This is a genomic window from 'Nostoc azollae' 0708 (genome assembly GCF_000196515.1).
GTDB lineage: Bacteria > Cyanobacteriota > Cyanobacteriia > Cyanobacteriales > Nostocaceae > Trichormus_B > Trichormus_B azollae.
On sequence record NC_014248.1, the window covers coordinates 2504927 to 2521324 of the forward strand.

10 protein-coding genes and 4 pseudogenes are annotated in these 16398 nt (G+C 39.2%); 9 read left to right on the top strand and 5 right to left on the bottom strand.

The window, feature by feature from the left end; genetic code table 11:
• Window positions 1-8: 8 nt before the first annotated feature.
• Window positions 9-1186 (bottom strand): annotated as a pseudogene (locus AAZO_RS11440) (aminotransferase class V-fold PLP-dependent enzyme).
• Between the two features lie 155 nt (window positions 1187-1341).
• Here AAZO_RS11440 and AAZO_RS11445 point away from each other — a divergent pair.
• A complete protein-coding gene (locus AAZO_RS11445; protein WP_013191359.1) occupies window positions 1342-2802 on the top strand; it encodes a TM0106 family RecB-like putative nuclease in 1461 nt (486 codons plus the stop codon).
• Between the two features lie 87 nt (window positions 2803-2889).
• Here AAZO_RS11445 and AAZO_RS38065 read toward each other — a convergent pair.
• A pseudogene (locus tag AAZO_RS38065) lies at window positions 2890-3018 on the bottom strand (C4-dicarboxylate ABC transporter); the annotation flags it as partial.
• A gap of 75 nt (window positions 3019-3093) precedes the next feature.
• Here AAZO_RS38065 and AAZO_RS33720 point away from each other — a divergent pair.
• From AAZO_RS33720 to AAZO_RS11465, 6 genes and pseudogenes are all read left to right on the top strand, one after another.
• Window positions 3094-3228 carry a hypothetical protein gene (locus AAZO_RS33720; RefSeq protein ID WP_266889483.1) on the top strand — a complete coding sequence of 45 codons (135 nt, stop codon included), beginning with the start codon at window positions 3094-3096 and terminating at the stop codon, window positions 3226-3228.
• Between the two features lie 664 nt (window positions 3229-3892).
• A pseudogene (locus tag AAZO_RS30075) lies at window positions 3893-4207 on the top strand (DUF1822 family protein); the annotation flags it as partial.
• 62 nt (window positions 4208-4269) lie between these two features.
• A pseudogene (locus tag AAZO_RS30080) lies at window positions 4270-5698 on the top strand (IS66 family transposase).
• Between the two features lie 282 nt (window positions 5699-5980).
• Window positions 5981-8566, top strand: coding sequence for a GAF domain-containing protein (locus tag AAZO_RS11460; RefSeq protein ID WP_013191361.1), 2586 nt, complete (start codon window positions 5981-5983; stop codon window positions 8564-8566).
• The gene (locus AAZO_RS35305; RefSeq protein WP_187289690.1) at window positions 8556-8699 is read left to right on the top strand and encodes a hypothetical protein; all 144 of its coding nucleotides are present in this window, start codon (window positions 8556-8558) and stop codon (window positions 8697-8699) included. Before AAZO_RS11460 ends, AAZO_RS35305 begins: the two co-directional genes overlap by 11 nt.
• A gap of 419 nt (window positions 8700-9118) precedes the next feature.
• The gene (locus tag AAZO_RS11465) at window positions 9119-9613 is read left to right on the top strand and encodes a hypothetical protein (protein WP_013191363.1); all 495 of its coding nucleotides are present in this window, start codon (window positions 9119-9121) and stop codon (window positions 9611-9613) included.
• Window positions 9614-9652: 39 nt separating this feature from the next.
• Here the strand turns inward: AAZO_RS11465 and AAZO_RS11470 are convergent, their stop codons facing one another.
• The 3 genes from AAZO_RS11470 to AAZO_RS11480 form a co-directional block, all read right to left on the bottom strand.
• The gene (locus AAZO_RS11470) at window positions 9653-9940 is read right to left on the bottom strand and encodes a TMEM165/GDT1 family protein (RefSeq protein ID WP_013191364.1); all 288 of its coding nucleotides are present in this window, start codon (window positions 9938-9940) and stop codon (window positions 9653-9655) included.
• Between the two features lie 9 nt (window positions 9941-9949).
• Window positions 9950-10348, bottom strand: coding sequence for a TMEM165/GDT1 family protein (locus AAZO_RS11475; RefSeq protein WP_013191365.1), 399 nt, complete (start codon window positions 10346-10348; stop codon window positions 9950-9952).
• A gap of 482 nt (window positions 10349-10830) precedes the next feature.
• A complete protein-coding gene (locus tag AAZO_RS11480) occupies window positions 10831-11058 on the bottom strand; it encodes a transposase family protein (protein WP_041640110.1) in 228 nt (75 codons plus the stop codon).
• A 571-nt stretch (window positions 11059-11629) separates the two neighbouring features.
• Between AAZO_RS11480 and mnmG the strand changes: the two genes are divergently transcribed.
• Together mnmG and AAZO_RS11490 are read left to right on the top strand one after the other, a co-directional pair.
• Window positions 11630-13570 carry a tRNA uridine-5-carboxymethylaminomethyl(34) synthesis enzyme MnmG gene (gene mnmG, locus AAZO_RS11485; RefSeq protein WP_013191366.1) on the top strand — a complete coding sequence of 647 codons (1941 nt, stop codon included), beginning with the start codon at window positions 11630-11632 and terminating at the stop codon, window positions 13568-13570.
• Window positions 13571-13787: 217 nt separating this feature from the next.
• Entirely contained in the window at window positions 13788-15008 is a 1221-nt protein-coding gene (locus AAZO_RS11490; RefSeq protein WP_013191367.1) for a hypothetical protein, read from the top strand.
• Window positions 15009-16398 lie beyond the last annotated feature (1390 nt).

Here is a 16398-nt window from a genome sequence, read left to right on the forward strand (position 1 = left end):
CGGTAATTTTACATTTGATAAAACCCTTTAATCGTTTCTACTAGTTGGTCAATTTCTGATTCTAAGGTTAAGTAATGAACGCTGACACGGATATAGTTAGGATTAGCAATTGTGCGCGTGAGGATTTTTTGCGGTTCTAGAAATTTAACCGAATTTACATTTGGTTGATTATTGGTAAGTTGAAATGATACTAATCCGCTTTAGGGTGGTGAATTTTTTAAACATTTTATATTTGGTAAGTTAGTTAGTTAATGCCAGAGATATTCACTATTCTTGCAAATTCGCTGATATCGTTCTTCTGCTGTTCCCCATTGATGATGAGTGGCGATCACTTCCCTCAAACTTACATATAATGTAATGGAGTTGCTAAGGTAGACACTTGATATCTTCTGCCATCTGGTTGCCAGTCTATTGCTTGTCCTTGATTATTGGTAACTACTCCATCTAAACCAATAAATGTGGGTTGTAATTGTTCCCGTGCTTCCCTTCGCACATACAAACCACCCACACCCGCAGGGCCACATAACCATTTATGACCTGTGAAAGCATAGAAATCTACACCCAATTCTCTTAACCCAATTCTCTTAAATTTAGAGGTATAACTCCTACTGATTGAGCTGCATCTACTAACAACTCCCTGTTGTTAGTAGATGCATATATCGGCGATTTTGTTAATGGGTAAAACTTGACCTGTGTTCCACAAAACATGACTTAAAACTACTAACCGTATCTTGGGGCGCAAGTTTCCGGCAATAATACTGACAGGGTTGCCCTCATTGAAAGTTGCCATCAGCGGACAAGTAGAAACTTCTACACCAAATCTCAGGCTAATTTCCCCAGCAGTGGCAATGACTTCGGGATATTCACAGTCGGAGAGCAGTAAATGATCGCCTGGTTGCCAATTAATCCCCCACATTCCAATGTTACAGCCAATTGTGACATTACCTATAAGTATGATGATGTCATTTGCTACATTGAAAAGAGATGTGAGCGCCTCTTTAGTTGCTTGCATTTGGGGAGATATCCAGCCATAAGCCTCAGCACCAAAGGGACCTATTTCCTGAATATGCGCTTGAGTTTGGGTAATAGCATCCATAGCCCCTTGAGGCATTGGTCCTTGTCCTCCATAATTAAAATAAATCTTATTCGCTAAAGCTGGAAATTGTGCGCGATGCTGATGCAGCATATATGAATCCGTTTTGAATACTGAAAATACTTGTGTCAGTAGGCAAGAGGCAAAAGGCAGTGTTTTTTAATTTTTAATTTTTAATTTTTAATTTCTTCCCCACACCCTCTTCCTGACTTTCCCCAAAATACCCCAATTATTGTTAACTTAATAGGATGTTAATCAATGCTGAACTCCTGTTACAATACCAACGCTGTAAACGGCGGCCTTTTTTAGATACTCATGGTGACTATAACCAGCGAGATGTTTCTCATGAGTTGTTGGTGAAAGTGCAACAAGACAAATTCACTCATCAACAAAGTGTGTTGGAAAATTTAGAGTATCATCAACCTAATTATCCTTCAGGAAACTGGCAAGCTGGAGCAGCAGCAACTATAGAATTGATGCAGCAAGGGGTTGATGTCATTCATCGCGGTGTGTTATTAGCCAATTATGCAGAAAAATACACCTTACTGAGTCGTCCAGATTTACTTGTTAAACAGCCAGGAATATCCAGTTTTGGAGACTGCGTTTATGTTCCCGTAGATATACAACTAGGTAAACGTCCCAAACAAGAATATCAAGTTATCGCTGCGTTTCATGCAGAAATTGTAGGAGCATTACAGGAAGTATCTCTGGATACTGCTTGGTTGATTTTGCGGAACAAGGACTTAACCTATGTGGTGGATTTAGATAAGTGGACACTACCAATGCTGGAGATATTAGCGGAGTATGTGCAGGTAATTGAATCACCAGAAGCACCAGAGGTATTTATTGCCCGTCAAAAATGTAATCTATGTCACTGGTATAATCATTGTTATGCGATCGCCCAATCACAGCAACATCTCTCCCTTTTACCTGGTGTAACACCGATTCGTTACACTCAACTGCAAGCATTATCCACTACCACTTTAGAAGCACTTGTTAACACCAGTCCCAGGACTTTAGAAACCCTGGTTGGGTTTGATACAGAAGTAGCATCTAAACTCATAGTACAAGCCCAATCAACATTCACAAAACGCCCTCTAATTTTACCCTACGCCCTACCGCTCGAAAACCTGACATTTACAGCCCCCATCGAGATATATTTTGATATTGAGGCACAACCAGATTTAAACTTAAATTACTTGTTAGGGGTTTTGGTGGTTGATAGACAAAGTAACAGAGAACAGTTTTATTCATTTTTAGCAGAAACACCAACCCAAGAAGCATTTATTTGGCAGCAATTTCTGGATTTAGTGTGGCAATATCCCCAAGCACCAATTTATCATTTTTGTGCTTACGAAGTTGATACAGTCAAAAAACTAGGAAGACTTTACCGCACACCTCACTCCTCAGTCAGTCCCGTGCTCAAGCGTTTCGTAGATATTTATGAACAATTAACCCAAAGCGTAGCTTTACCAATAGAAAGTTATGCATTAAAAGTGATCGCACGTTGGTTAGGATTTGAGTGGCGTGATCCAGAAGCTACTGGCGCAAAATGTATTTATTGGTATGATCAATGGTTAGAAATAGGCGATCATACCTTACTAGAATTAATCCAACGCTACAACGAAGATGACTGTCGCGCCACCCTCACAGTTAAAAACTGGCTAGTAGACTTTTTCCAAAACGAACACACCAAAAGATTAGCGTAAGTATATTATTAGCAATTCTCATATAGCAATTCTAAATGAATCATGAGTAAGTAGTATTACTGCATTTGTAACTTATAAAACTAGAATTTAACCCACATTCCGCACCCTAAACTGCCACAGAAAGAAATTACGGAGAGAAAAAATCCAAGGGAGCATAAAGACAAACATATGCAGTGAAAAAAGGCATTGGAGAAACAGTAAAGCACCAAATAGCGATTATGCTATGACGACTCAGAACAAAAGGCAGGAAACAAAGAGTTTTCCACCAAGGGTATTTTTGTTGAACAGGTCATTAGACTTGTAAAAATATTCCGGGTACCTCAACAAAGATTTCCCCTGAATTCCCCAATTTACTCACAAGTAATTCTTACTATTTGTGGTTTAGTCACATTAGGAACTGGTTCATTAGTTTTGGCCATTTCATAAATGTTATGGATATGAGGTCAGTTATGAATTAGTCATCAATACCTTCATGTATAGGAACTGTCCGTAACTATTCCCAACCCTGATTCTTTCCTTGGCTCTTTCCTAATCTTAACACTATGGAAAGCCAGACACAGACTCCTTTGTGAATTTTCGGCCCTCTCTAATTCGTAATTCATAACAATACCGTCGCCAAAATACGAGGGTGAGTTGATGATGCTTTAACCATTAACTCCCATTTCTTTCTTTGAGGCTTGCCAAAAATAATAAGTCTTAAAAATTCCTTCCAGGTTTCCTACAAGGGTTTTTTAACGTATTAACTGCAGTATAAGGGTTTGAGATTCCAAACTACCTTTTAAGAGTTGCGCTTATTTGTATTTAATTGTGACAAAAGCGGCAAGATTTTTGTAGCCTTTTATTTTGGCTAAGGTATTATCATAATATATCTTCTTCCATCTTCCATCTTCCTTCGCGGTCTACCCTGCGGGAAGCCAGCCTCCGGGAAGCCAGCCTCCGGGTGTCTACGGGTCTTTACAGTTCATTTAATCCGTACTCTTTTAGTGCAAAACTCGTAACCAGTCCCCAATCACTAAATATAGTAACCTTTACTAATTCTACAGACTTAATTTTAGAAATTCCCGACACCATACAGTAACAAGCCAGACTTCATAGTCCATCTTTTTCTAACTCCTATTCTCGTTATCAAGCTTATATTAATGAACTTTGCTTGAGTGTCGTCTTGCAATGGTTACAAGAAGATTTAACACCACAAGTAAAGGTATGCTTAACTACTGCTTTAGTATCCAGTTTTTGGGAACTGGTAAATCCAAATACTGTCATCATAGACTCCATGAAATTAATTTGAGTTCCCCAACACACGATTGATTTAAGTGAATTTCCAGTACCTCAAGAATGGGTAGATATACCAAGTTGGGTGGGAGATTATTATTTAGTAGTACAAATAGAAGCAGAAGATGGTTAGTCAGGATTCAGGTGGTGGGGTATTGACAAGTGTGATAATAGGAGAGGCAGAATATAGCAGTTATGGAAAAGAAGCTGCCACCAAAACTAGACCGAGAGATATTGAAGCAGTTGGCAATAGAGCAACTGGTAGAAGTCATTATTGACCAGGGGAAAAGTATAGAGAACCTAAGAAATAGAGTAGTAGAACTGGAAAAAGAAATAGAGAAACTCAAAGTCAGTAGAGATTTAGAGACCATAACATTATCCAAACCACCGTCGGGAGATATCCTCAAAGAAACCGAGAACAAACAACAAGAGAAACAAGAAGAGAAGCAGACACGAAAACGGAAACCAGGAGGACAACCAGGGCATAGGGGAAAAAGGAGAAAGGGGTTTAGTGGAGTAGATAGAATAGATTTGAGATAGTGGGACGGCAAGTGTGTGGATGGTGAGGTCACGGGCAATTCTTTGGCGAACCAATAAAAATCCAAACACAACAAGTAGGGACTTGGTGGACAGGCCAATCCAAATAGTAGAATATGAAAGATATACGTGGATTTGCAGTGTGTGTGGGGAAACACAAAGGGCACACTGATCACCAGAAATAGTACTGGGACAAGATATAGGAATCACAGGACAAGCTTTTTTGGGATGGATCAATAACTAGGGCCATTGACCCTATGAGAAACAACACTTGTTGTTGTGGGCACTGGGTCAAATAGAAATTGGACTGGGAACATTAGTAGGTACCAATGAAGGAATAGATGGTCCAGTGGCTCAAAGTATTCATAGCCTCAAACAGTGGATAAAACAAACCCAGCCTCATATCCTTGGGGATGAAACACCCTGGGTAGTCAAAGGGGTGAAACAATGGTTATGGATTTTTGCCAATAGTGACTTCCCTTGATTTTATGGGCCTGATACTCCTTGTCCTCATGAGTTAGAATCCATTGTGGGTTCAAGTTACTCTGGTGTACTCAGTTCTGATGACTTTACTGCCTATAACGATTATGCGGTCACAGCTCAACAGAAATGTCAGGCACATCTACCCCGTCACTTCAAGACACTAATCAAGATTCCTGGCTTCAATCACCAAGAAATTGGCACAAAATTCATGGACCTCATAGATGGTTTTAAAAACTACCCTTTATTCCAACAAACCCAAAACCTTCATGAATTCTTGACTTGCCCATCCTAGTTTCAACCAAAAGTTGAATCTTCCATTCATTCATTGATCAAGCCCCAGGGGAACCTGGTAAACTTTTACCTTCCTTAGGCAATAGACCTTGATCATAATTTAGCTGAACCAAGGTTAGGTTTAGCACTGACACAAGGAAAAGTCTGTGGTGGTTCTCTTTCTCTGGAGCTCTTCCAACATCCTGCCAATTTATTGACCGTTATACAAACTTGTCGCCGTCAAGCACTTTCTCTAATTGAGTTTTTTGACCAACCTATGAAAGCCATGGTTCACTCTGCTTTCCATACACCTTCTTTAATCCCTCTTCCTTAGACCTGAATCCTTACAGCTGCTTAATGTTCCTATATAATGATTGGTAAACCTTCCTGGTTTTACTCTTGGATTCGTAACTATGCAAATACTTTTTAAATCAAATTGGAATTATCAATTGTTGAAACTTGATTTCCCACAGTATAAACCTTACTAAACAATGCATTAGTTCATAGGGTATACTGTCCAGTAATGATAGTCTGAAGTAAAACCTAACATAATAAATTCCATAGACCACTGAGCGGCAATTTGTAATTTCTAATTCCTACTATATCAAATACAGGTATGTCACCGCAACAAGCAAATCTCGAAGAAAGCACAGATGTGATTATTAGTTCTAACAACAACGAAACTTACAAGTTACAAAGTAATTCTTCTCCAGTAGTGAGTTTGGCTACAAGAAAAGGAACTATTTCTCAATTTCTGGCTCCCTTGACTCAAGATAGCTTTAAACAAGTAGTTCAGGAGGTTGAGCATAAATTGAAAATTGTTAACGAAACCTTATCCATGTTGGATTATCAAGGTTTTGAAACAATTCTCCAAGAAATGCTGCATTCAATTACTCTGAAGACAGGGGAATTACTAGGAGCAGACCGGACAACAATATTTTTATTAGATCAGGAAAAACAAGAGTTATGGTCTATTTTAGCTGAAGGGGAAAGTAAGCGACCATTAGAAATTCGGATTCCAGCAAATAAGGGTATTGCTGGGGAAGTTGCTATTTTGAAAAAAGTAGTGAATATTCCTTTTGATTTTTATAATGATGAGCGATCTAAATTCGCTCAAGAACAAGATAGAAGAAATGGCTACCGCACTTATACGATTTTAGCGTTGCCCCTGTTAAATGAAAATGGAGAATTAGTCGCGGTGGTACAATTATTAAATAAATTAAATTACCTACAAAATCCCCATGATCCCCTGCCACAACGGATTGATAATAAGGGGTTTAGTAGCTCGGATGAGAAATTATTTCAAGATTTTGCTCCTTCAATTCGCCTCATTTTAGAGTCTTCTCGTTCTTTTTATATTGCTACTCAAAAACAAAGGGCAGCAGCGGCTTTGATAAAGGCAATTAGATCCTTAAGTCAAAGTAGTCTTGATTTAGAAGATACCCTAAAACGGGTTATGGATGAAGCAAAGGAACTGATGAATGCGTATCGCAGTACACTTTGGTTAATAGATAAAGAGCGCAACGAATTATGGACAAAAATTACTCAGGATAATGGCACGACTCAAGAGTTGCGAGTACCAATAGGTAAAGGCTTTGCAGGTATAGTTGCAGCCTCTGGGAAAACTTTAAATATTCCCTTTGATTTATATGAGCATCCAGACTCGGAAACGGCTAAATCTATGGATAAACAAACTAATTTTCGCACCTGTAGTCTCCTTTGTATGCCGGTGTTTAATAGCGATCAAGAATTAATTGGTGTTACCCAGTTGGTTAACAAGAAGAAAACTGGGGATTTTCCACCCTATAATCCTGCTAATTGGCCTGATGCCCCAGAATGCTTCCAAGCCAGTTTTGATCATAATGATGAAGAGTTCATGGAAGCTTTTAATATCCAAGCAGGGGTAGCATTACAAAATGCTCAATTGTTTGCTAGAGTCAAACAACAAGAACAAATGCAGCGGGATATTTTGCGGAGTCTTTCTAATGGGGTAATTTCTTCAGATAAGTCAGGATACATTATCACTGCTAATGAAAGTGCAAAACGTTTACTAGGATTTAATACTGAAGAACGTTTGGAAGGTAAACTGGTTAGTGATATTGTGCATATTAAAGAGGGAGATTTTAGCAAGTGGTTTACAGATGCTTTACACGCCACTGATGTCAAAGATACCCAGCAATATTATCCAGATCGTACACTCTTAACGACTACTCAAGAACAACACAGCGTTAATCTATCACTCAATTCAATTGCTAATGCTAACGACCAAAATCAAGTGTGTGGTGCATTAGTGGTAATGGACGATATTAGTGATGAAAAGCGTCTAAAAAGCACAATGTACCGTTACATGACTCAGGAGTTGGCAGAAGAACTGCTGAAATTAGATGATGCTAAACTGGGAGGCGATCGCAAAGAAGTTACTATTCTATTCTCGGATATTCGTGGCTATACCACTCTGACAGAAAATATGGAAGCTGAACAAGTAGTGGGTATGCTGAATGAATATTTCGAATCAATGGTAGAAGCTGTCTTTAAACATAAAGGCACTCTTGATAAATATATCGGTGATGCCATTATGGCTGTTTTTGGTTCTCCCCTACCCTTGGTAGAACATGCACGGATGGCAGTGGAAACTTCTCTAGAAATGCGTCATCGGTTACAAGAATTAAATCAGCGTCGAGAAGCTGCTAATGAGTCAAAAATCAAAATTGGCATTGGCATTAATTCTGATATCGTCATTAGCGGTAATATCGGCTCTAGTAGGCGGATGGAATTTACTGCTATTGGTGATGGTGTTAATCTTGGTTCTCGACTAGAAAGCGTCAGTAAACAGTATGGTTGCGATATTATTATCAGCGATAATACCTATAACTTCTGTCACGATAGTATTTGGGCTAGGGAACTTGATTTCATTCGTGTGAAGGGTAGAAATGAGCCAGTATCTATCTATGAGTTGATTGGAATGCATTCTGATCCTATTAGCTCTACTAAACAAGAATTAATTGAGTATTATCATAAAGGGCGAGAGTATTATCTGAAACGTCAGTTTGCACTTGCCCAAACCGAGTTTGTCAAAGCTTTAACTGCCGATAACAATGACAAAGCCTCTATGTTATATCTAGGTCGTTGTCAGCATTGGTTACAATGTCCCCCATCCGATACAACTTGGGATGATGGTGTTTGGACGTTTAATGAAAAATAAGCTAAGAATTCAGGAGTCAGGAGTCAGAATATTTGACAAACTGGTAAATTATCAAATAGGTATTTTTGGTGTTAGCCTGAAAAAGCTGACTGCCAATGGCTGTTCGCGTAGCGTGCCGTTAGGCATTAGCTGAATGCTTACAAAATAAGCTTGGATAACTGGAGAAATACACCAGTTTGAAAGGGGTTTATGGCGTTCACCACACCCTAAACCCTATAATTAAAATTAGGGGTTTCAAATCAGGACGTTGTATTTCTGTCGCTGTACGTCCTGATTAATTTGGTTGGTATTGGAAATACCTCGATTACCTACCATCTTAAAATTTCTAAAATTTAGCCATACTTAGCCTAATCTTAATCTCAACTAAGTGAAAGTTTAATTTTTTAATTGTTTTTATTATTTTGCAATTAAACTTAAAGAAACAATTCTAATAACTTCAAAAAACATTGTAAAAATGTTGGATACAGTCTGTTATGTAACAGTTAATTGATATTTGTTGTCAAATTCATCCTCTTAGTTAGAAACTAGGAATACAACAAAGCAATTATTCTTATGAACCCTATTTCTAACCGTCAATTAAAACGGTCAACTTGGCAAACGGCTATTATGTTGACTTTAGGCTTTTGGCTCAGTGCCAGCTTGGTTTTAGATTGGGTAATTATGCCTAGTCTTTATCTGGCAGGAATGATGAACGAAGCGAGTTTTGCTACAGCAGGCTATACAATTTTTTGGAATTTTAATCGTCTAGAATTATTATCTGCGGCTGTAGTTTTGACTGCTGTACTGGCTGTTGGCCAAGCTAAATCTAATCGGGGTTTGGGCAATATATTTTTATCTTGCTTGCTGCTAACAGTAGCTGTAGTTGATACTTATTTTTTAACTCCGCAAATGTGCGCTGTAGGCAGTCATTTAAGTCTATTTGCCGCCAATGCAGTTCCTGAAACGATGAATTTACTTCACGGCGGTTATTTTATGCTGGAAGTGTTCAAACTGGTGGATGGTGCTATCCTATTAAATCGGTGCTGGACAGAAAGTTGTGAAGTTTAAAGCATCTAGAAGATGGTGGGCATTGCCCACCCTACGGCATTAATCTGATTCGGTTTCAGTGTTGGGTAAAAGTAGACGAATAGCGAGGATGGCAAATCCCACAGCAGCGATTGCTTTTAAAACCCGTGTTGGAAATAATTCTGATACTGCCCCCCCAGCTAATGCGCCTAACAAACTAGTTAATAGCAATGCTCCGGCTGTGCCAAAAAAGACACCGCGTCGGGATTGACCACGACCAGAAAGTGCGATCGCAGCTAATTGGCTTTTATCACCTAGTTCTGAAAGAAAAACTGTAATAAAGCTGATTCCTAAAAGATTCCAGTCCATATTGTATAACTAATGACTAATAAACACATCCCAAAATAGCATCACAGAAATTAACAGCAACATAACCCCAGTGGATTTTTCTACAGTTTTAGGACTGAGTTTACTCGCTATCCAGCCACCTAAAAGCACACCTAAAAGGCTGGTTGTGATCAGTGCAGTTCCCGAACCAATGAACACTACCCAAGGTGCATGAGATTCTGCACTCATTAACAGAGTGGATAGCTGAGTTTTATCACCAATTTCTGCCAGAAAGATGGTGATGAAGGTTGTACCAAACACCACCAATGCTGAGTCCTGTTTTTTGGAAGTATCCTTAATGACAGGCTGAAGTGGATAATCGATAATTTCTGTTAGTTCTGGCTGGGTTTGAGTGTGAGATATGCCCAGAGGTGCAGAGTCAAGTTTCACAGGCAGTTGTCCTGTCACTAAGTTGTTTTCATATTCTTTTCATTTTCTCAGATTGTTGTAACAAATTGCAACTCCATTGGATAAAATGTCATATTGAATTTATAAATAACCAAGTATAAGCGCGTCCCATTACAAAAAAGTAAATTGCTGATTCCCAGAGTGATCGCTCTTAATAAGTAGGTAGATACAAATATAGAGGCCTGAAAATTGAGAAAGGAGTCTGTATCTGGCTTTCCATAGTGTTAAGATTTAGGAAAGAGCGAAGGAAAGAATCAGGGTTGGGAATAGTTACGGATAGTTCCTATCCATGAAAGTGTTGATGACTAATTCATAACTGACCTCATATCCATAACATTTACGAAATGGGCAAAACTAATGAACTAATTCCTAATGTGACTAAACCAAAAATAGTAAGAATTACTTGTGAGTAAATTGGGGAAGTCAGGGGAAATCTTTTTTGAGGTAAGGTACCCGGAAGATTTTTACAAGTCTAATGACCTGTTCAACAACAATACCCTTGGTGGACAACTCTTTGTTTCCTGCCTTTTGTTCTGAGTCGCCATAGCATAATCGCTATCATATTTTTCTACCTGTTCAAAGAGACTAGCAGGGAACACATTTCGTAATATCTCTAGCCAGTAATGAAATGTGTCCTTTGCTTCCGTTTTCCATATACCGAAATGCAAACCTAAAACCTCAAATGTTGGCATTTTCCTCCAATAGAATAAGTATAGACATAGCTCTTCTTTTTTCTTTTATCTCTAGTTTCCGTTTCCCCCCTCCTCCTTTCTGATTTATACCTATGTTTTTACTTTCTATGTCACCTTGAAGTCTTTGATGCTACATTTCACATTGGGCTAACAAGTCTTGAAACTGATGGTTAGTTATTCCCAGTATTTGTTTTCTACGATGTGGATATTCTTGAATATAGTTAATTTAGTGGATTTTTCCTTTTGCTACACCCTCAAAATTCCCTTCTACCATTTTCTTCACACATTTTTTTGACACCAAGTTAATTTTCCTGACAGGTCTAATACAGATGATGTAATAGCTTTTTTATTTTCCGTTAGATGAAATTGGCAGAGAAACACTTGCAGAACGAATTTTGCGTGAACCTCCAGAAATCGGCTATCTGACGATTTCCAATGCTTTGCAATAGAGGTTGCAACATAGCAGAGTGATTCAATTTTCTACAACAGGAACAACAACAGGGATAGAAAATCTATTACTATAGAATGTAATTAGCTTTTTTAACTTTTAATTTTTAATTATTAACTGCTTATGACCATGCACAATTCAGTAGAATTCCAAGACGCTTATGATGTGATCGTCGTCGGTGCAGGTCACTCCGGTTGCGAAGCAGCTTTAGCTACTGCCCGCCTAGGTTGTCGGACTCTACTGTTAACCCTTAATCTAGACAAAATTGCTTGGCAACCTTGTAACCCCGCAGTCGGTGGCCCAGCAAAATCCCAATTAACCCACGAAGTAGACGCTTTAGGTGGGGAAATTGGTAAAATGGCTGATCGCACCTATTTACAAAAACGCATCCTCAACTCTTCACGGGGACCAGCAGTTTGGGCGTTACGGGCGCAAACCGATAAGCGCAAATATGCAGCAGTTATGAAAGGAATTGTCGAAAATCAAGAAAATTTGACAATTCGGGAAGGCATGGTGACAGATTTAGTATTAGGCGCTAATGATGAAATAATAATTGGCGTTGAGACTTACTTTGGTGTAGCTTTTGAATGCAAAGCTGTAATTTTAACCACAGGTACATTTTTAGGGGGTAAAATTTGGGTTGGTAACAAATCTATGGAAGCAGGCCGGGCTGGAGAATTTGCGGCGTTAGGTTTGACAGAAACTCTCAACCGCTTAGGTTTTGAAACAGGAAGATTAAAAACCGGCACACCTGCACGGGTAGATAAGCGGTCTGTCAATTACAGTAAAATGGAAATTCAGCCGGGGGATGAAGAAGTCCGCTGGTTTAGTTTTGACCCCCAAGAGTGGGTAGAACGGGAACAAATACCCTGTCACATGACTAGGACAACTAAAGAAACCCATCGGTTAATTCAAGAAAACTTGCACCTATCCCCTGTGTATGGAGGTTGGGTAGAAGCAAAAGGACCCCGTTATTGTCCCAGTATTGAAGATAAGATTGTCCGCTTTGCAGATACAGAAAGTCATCAAATCTTCATTGAACCAGAAGGACGGAATATACCAGAATTATACATACAAGGATTTTCCACTGGTTTACCAGAAAATCTGCAATTGTTGATGCTGCGAAGTCTTCCAGGTTTAGAAAACTGCTTAATGCTGCGTCCAGCCTATGCTGTAGAGTATGATTATTTACCGGGAACCCAGTGCTATCCCACATTAATGACCAAGAAAGTTGAGGGGTTATTCTGTGCTGGACAAATTAACGGTACAACGGGTTATGAAGAAGCGGCTGCACAAGGTTTGGTAGCGGGTATTAATGCAGCGCGGTTTGTGCGGGGTGAGGAAATAATAATTTTCCCTCGTGAGCAAAGTTACATTGGTACATTGGTAGATGACCTGTGTACAAAGGATTTACGTGAACCTTACCGGATGCTCACGAGTCGGTCCGAGTATCGGTTGTTGCTGCGTTCTGATAATGCCGATCAACGGATGACACCGTTGGGTCGAGAAATTGGTTTAATTGACGATCGCCGTTGGGATTTATTTACCAGCAAACAAAAGCAAATTGTGGCTGAAAAAGAACGTCTGTATTCGACTAGAATTAAAGAGCATGAGGAAGTGGGACGTGCGATCGCTCAAAATACCCAACAAGCAATCAAAGGCTCAATCAGCCTCGCTGACCTGCTCCGTCGTCCAGGCATACACTACATTGACCTGGAAAGATATGCACTAGGTAATACCAGTCTCAACCAAGCGGAAAAAGAAGGGGCTGAAATAGATATTAAATATTCTGGATATTTAGCAAGACAGCAAAACCAAATTGAACAAATTGCTCGTCAAGTAAATCGCTCCTTACCTGTTGATTTGGACTACGCAGCAATAGATACCCTTTCCAAAGAAGCCAGAGAAAAACTGAACAAGGTAAAACCCTTAACTATTGGTCAAGCAGCCCGTATCGGTGGGGTTAACCCCGCTGATATCAATGCCTTGTTGATTTATTTAGAAATCCGTAAAACCAAGGGACAAAAAGAGTTTTCAGTATTGGCTGACACAAAAAACCATTAAAAGTGAGTATCTTAGGAATTTGGGGATCAAAATGATCAATTACAGAGATTTTTGAAGTAAGATAATCAATCATTATCCAAAGCACAGTAGAATTTAATACCATTGCTCAATCAATCTCCTCTGGGATGAGTTATTAGCTTATTGATTACAAAACTGGATTTTTCACTCACTATGGGTTTATTTGCCCTTTCCTAGCAGCTAGATTCAGAGGATGTCTATGATACAAGAACCCAGCACCCATCTAATTATTTCCGAAGCAGTAGAGGACTTAATCCCTAAGGAAACCCTGTCGATAGAGACTTACGCTGAAGGCTTAATGGATGATCTCTTCACCGAGATCGACAACATTCTGGAGGGTCGTAGAAAACGTCCTAACAAAGCTGTGAGGGCAGAGTACATACCCATGCAAACAGTGACGATGAAAATACCAGAAGTGGTTTTGCCACAAACAGTACATCGCGCAGTTCAAGCAATGTCGTCAAGCAAAAACGAGCAAACGAGTACACTGGTATTCAATTCTGCTTCTGTAACTGCAATTACTAAAAGGACTGAACAACACCGTGGTAGTTTAACTAACCTGCTAATTCTGGGAGCAACCTTAAGTGCAGCAATGGTGGGTACACTTTATTTAACAGAGTCGGGATTACTCACAAATATTACCGCTAAAATAATTCCGCAGACGCTACAAACAAGCCAGCTACAATCGCCCGTCCTCCTACCACCAGATCCTCTAGGGGAATTGGTGAATTATATGCTGGAAGCCTTGGCTGTCATTGACCAGCAAAGCAACACTCCCACACAGGCTAAATCTGGTTTCCCTGATGTCAACCTCAGCCAGTCCAACTCCTTAGCCTTGGCGAACACCCAACCTGTTGGTACTTTACCTCCACCAGTTGCAGCGGACAATGTATCAATTGTTCCCAGTCGGGTAAGAAATGTTATCGAACGGGTATATGTCCCTGTTTACCAAGCACCTCCACTTATAAACCCATTACCACAAGTACCATCGTTGCCAGGGCAGGTTTCTCTACCTCAGTCTGTACAAGATACACCCCAAAATGTGCAAGCAGAGGCAAAGCCAATACCGGAAAAAATGTCACCAGCAACTGTAAAACAAGCAGTTAATCCCCTCCCAACCCGCATAGCACCACCAAAACTACCTACTGCGACAATAACTATACCAGCAGCCAAGCCTGAAGCAGCATCAACTACAGTCCAGCAGGTTTATTTACCTGCCTATTCCGCAGAGTTAGAGGGATTGTTAGAGTTAGGTAAAAAGTCTGCGGCTTTATTTAAAGTTGATGGTGTGACTCGTCGTATTAATTTAGGACAGAGTATTGGTCCCAGTGGCTGGACATTGGTAGAGGTGAGTAATGGTGAAGCAATTATCCGCCGTAATGGTGAGGTACGCTCAATTTATACTGGTCAAAAACTGTAATTTTGGAATTAAATCAAAGCGCTCTGTACTTTCTGCAAATCGCTTTTCTAGCGGTTAATATTAATAGCAATCGCTGATCAATATGTTCAGTCTGTTTACCTTGAAACAACGATCTAAATAGGATGAATGGGTGCATCTTTACTGTGCAGATAATTATCAGCATCATCCAGAAATGATAAATATGCGATTGCTCATCATACTCGTTTATCTCATTAATTAGGTCTGCGTTAAAAATTGTCATTATAACAAGGCAGTAATTTTCTTTGATACTAAAAACGGTTTAAAAGTGTCATTCTGAACGTTCCCAGAGTGTCTCTGAAAGAGATAGTGAAGAATCTCCGAGATACTTTGCTGCACTACGTTACCCATGGCTTACGCCACCCTGCGCTATCAGTATGACATAAATCCAAGTTTCACCCGTTTGCAGTATACCCCTCTTTTGTCACTTTCCGATTTCTGTGACTTGAAACATAAGTTGAGCCAAATTCTGAACCATAAAATGACCAAGACGTAACGCAAAATCAAGCATTTTAGCCAAAGACGATATAAACCTCTGCCTCATGATTTGATGCAGAGTTGATTTTTTGCACCAAAATATAAGCCTGAGTTTAAAAAACCCTGTCGGGCAAAACTTGAAATAAACAACCCTCAAAAAACAGTATAATTATTAACTTTCATGCTAAGATATAGTTCAAAATGACCATTATATGATTCCAAACATTGTTTTTCTAAGAATTGAGTCTAGCTATCATATTTTATGTAGAGACATCGTTCTGCAATGGTCTTAACTAGATAAAAATGAAAAGTGGTGTATGAATTACAGGTCAAGCAAGCATTCTAGCTTATACACGATTTCATTCCCTATTAAATAACCAATTTATGAAAATGAAGCATAAACTGGACATCTAGATTTTCAATCATAAGTTGAGGAAAAAGCTCAACTTATGATTCAAGTCACAATTTCTCCTATTAATAAAAGGTTTTAAACAGACGCAATATCAATTGATTGAGTTGTTTGTAGTTAAAATTTCGTGATTTGGTCATCTTGTGGAATTTCTATTCAGAAATAACTGAGCGCTCGCCTACCAGAAAACAGTTACAGAGTTTAGAAATTGTCAGACTTTTCGGAGAGTGACAAAACAGGGATACCTCTAACCTATCAACAAGGTTGTACTGCTGACTGCTGCTTAACCTAGAAAATATCTGTAATTTAGTTTTATTTTATATAAATTTAAATATGTGATACTGCTGAAACTTTCGATTACCAATAAATTTTAATTACACTTAGAAGCCGTAAAATCCACATCCACAACATGCTGCATGAATGACTAAAGTAAGATTTACACAAAAATTTGGCTATCGAATTTTTGCTTCTCACTACCTTTATAAA

What these genes read in the sequence shown, in the direction of transcription:
- AAZO_RS11460 (WP_013191361.1), top strand. Translation starts at nt 5,981, where the DNA reads ATGTCACCGCAACAAGCAAATCTCGAAGAAAGCACAGATGTGATTATT.
- AAZO_RS11480 (WP_041640110.1), bottom strand. Translation starts at nt 11,058, where the DNA reads ATGCCAACATTTGAGGTTTTAGGTTTGCATTTCGGTATATGGAAAACG.
- mnmG (WP_013191366.1), top strand. Translation starts at nt 11,630, where the DNA reads ATGACCATGCACAATTCAGTAGAATTCCAAGACGCTTATGATGTGATC.
- AAZO_RS11445 (WP_013191359.1), top strand. Translation starts at nt 1,342, where the DNA reads ATGTTAATCAATGCTGAACTCCTGTTACAATACCAACGCTGTAAACGG.
- AAZO_RS11470 (WP_013191364.1), bottom strand. Translation starts at nt 9,940, where the DNA reads ATGGACTGGAATCTTTTAGGAATCAGCTTTATTACAGTTTTTCTTTCA.
- AAZO_RS35305 (WP_187289690.1), top strand. Translation starts at nt 8,556, where the DNA reads ATGAAAAATAAGCTAAGAATTCAGGAGTCAGGAGTCAGAATATTTGAC.
- AAZO_RS11465 (WP_013191363.1), top strand. Translation starts at nt 9,119, where the DNA reads ATGAACCCTATTTCTAACCGTCAATTAAAACGGTCAACTTGGCAAACG.
- AAZO_RS11490 (WP_013191367.1), top strand. Translation starts at nt 13,788, where the DNA reads ATGATACAAGAACCCAGCACCCATCTAATTATTTCCGAAGCAGTAGAG.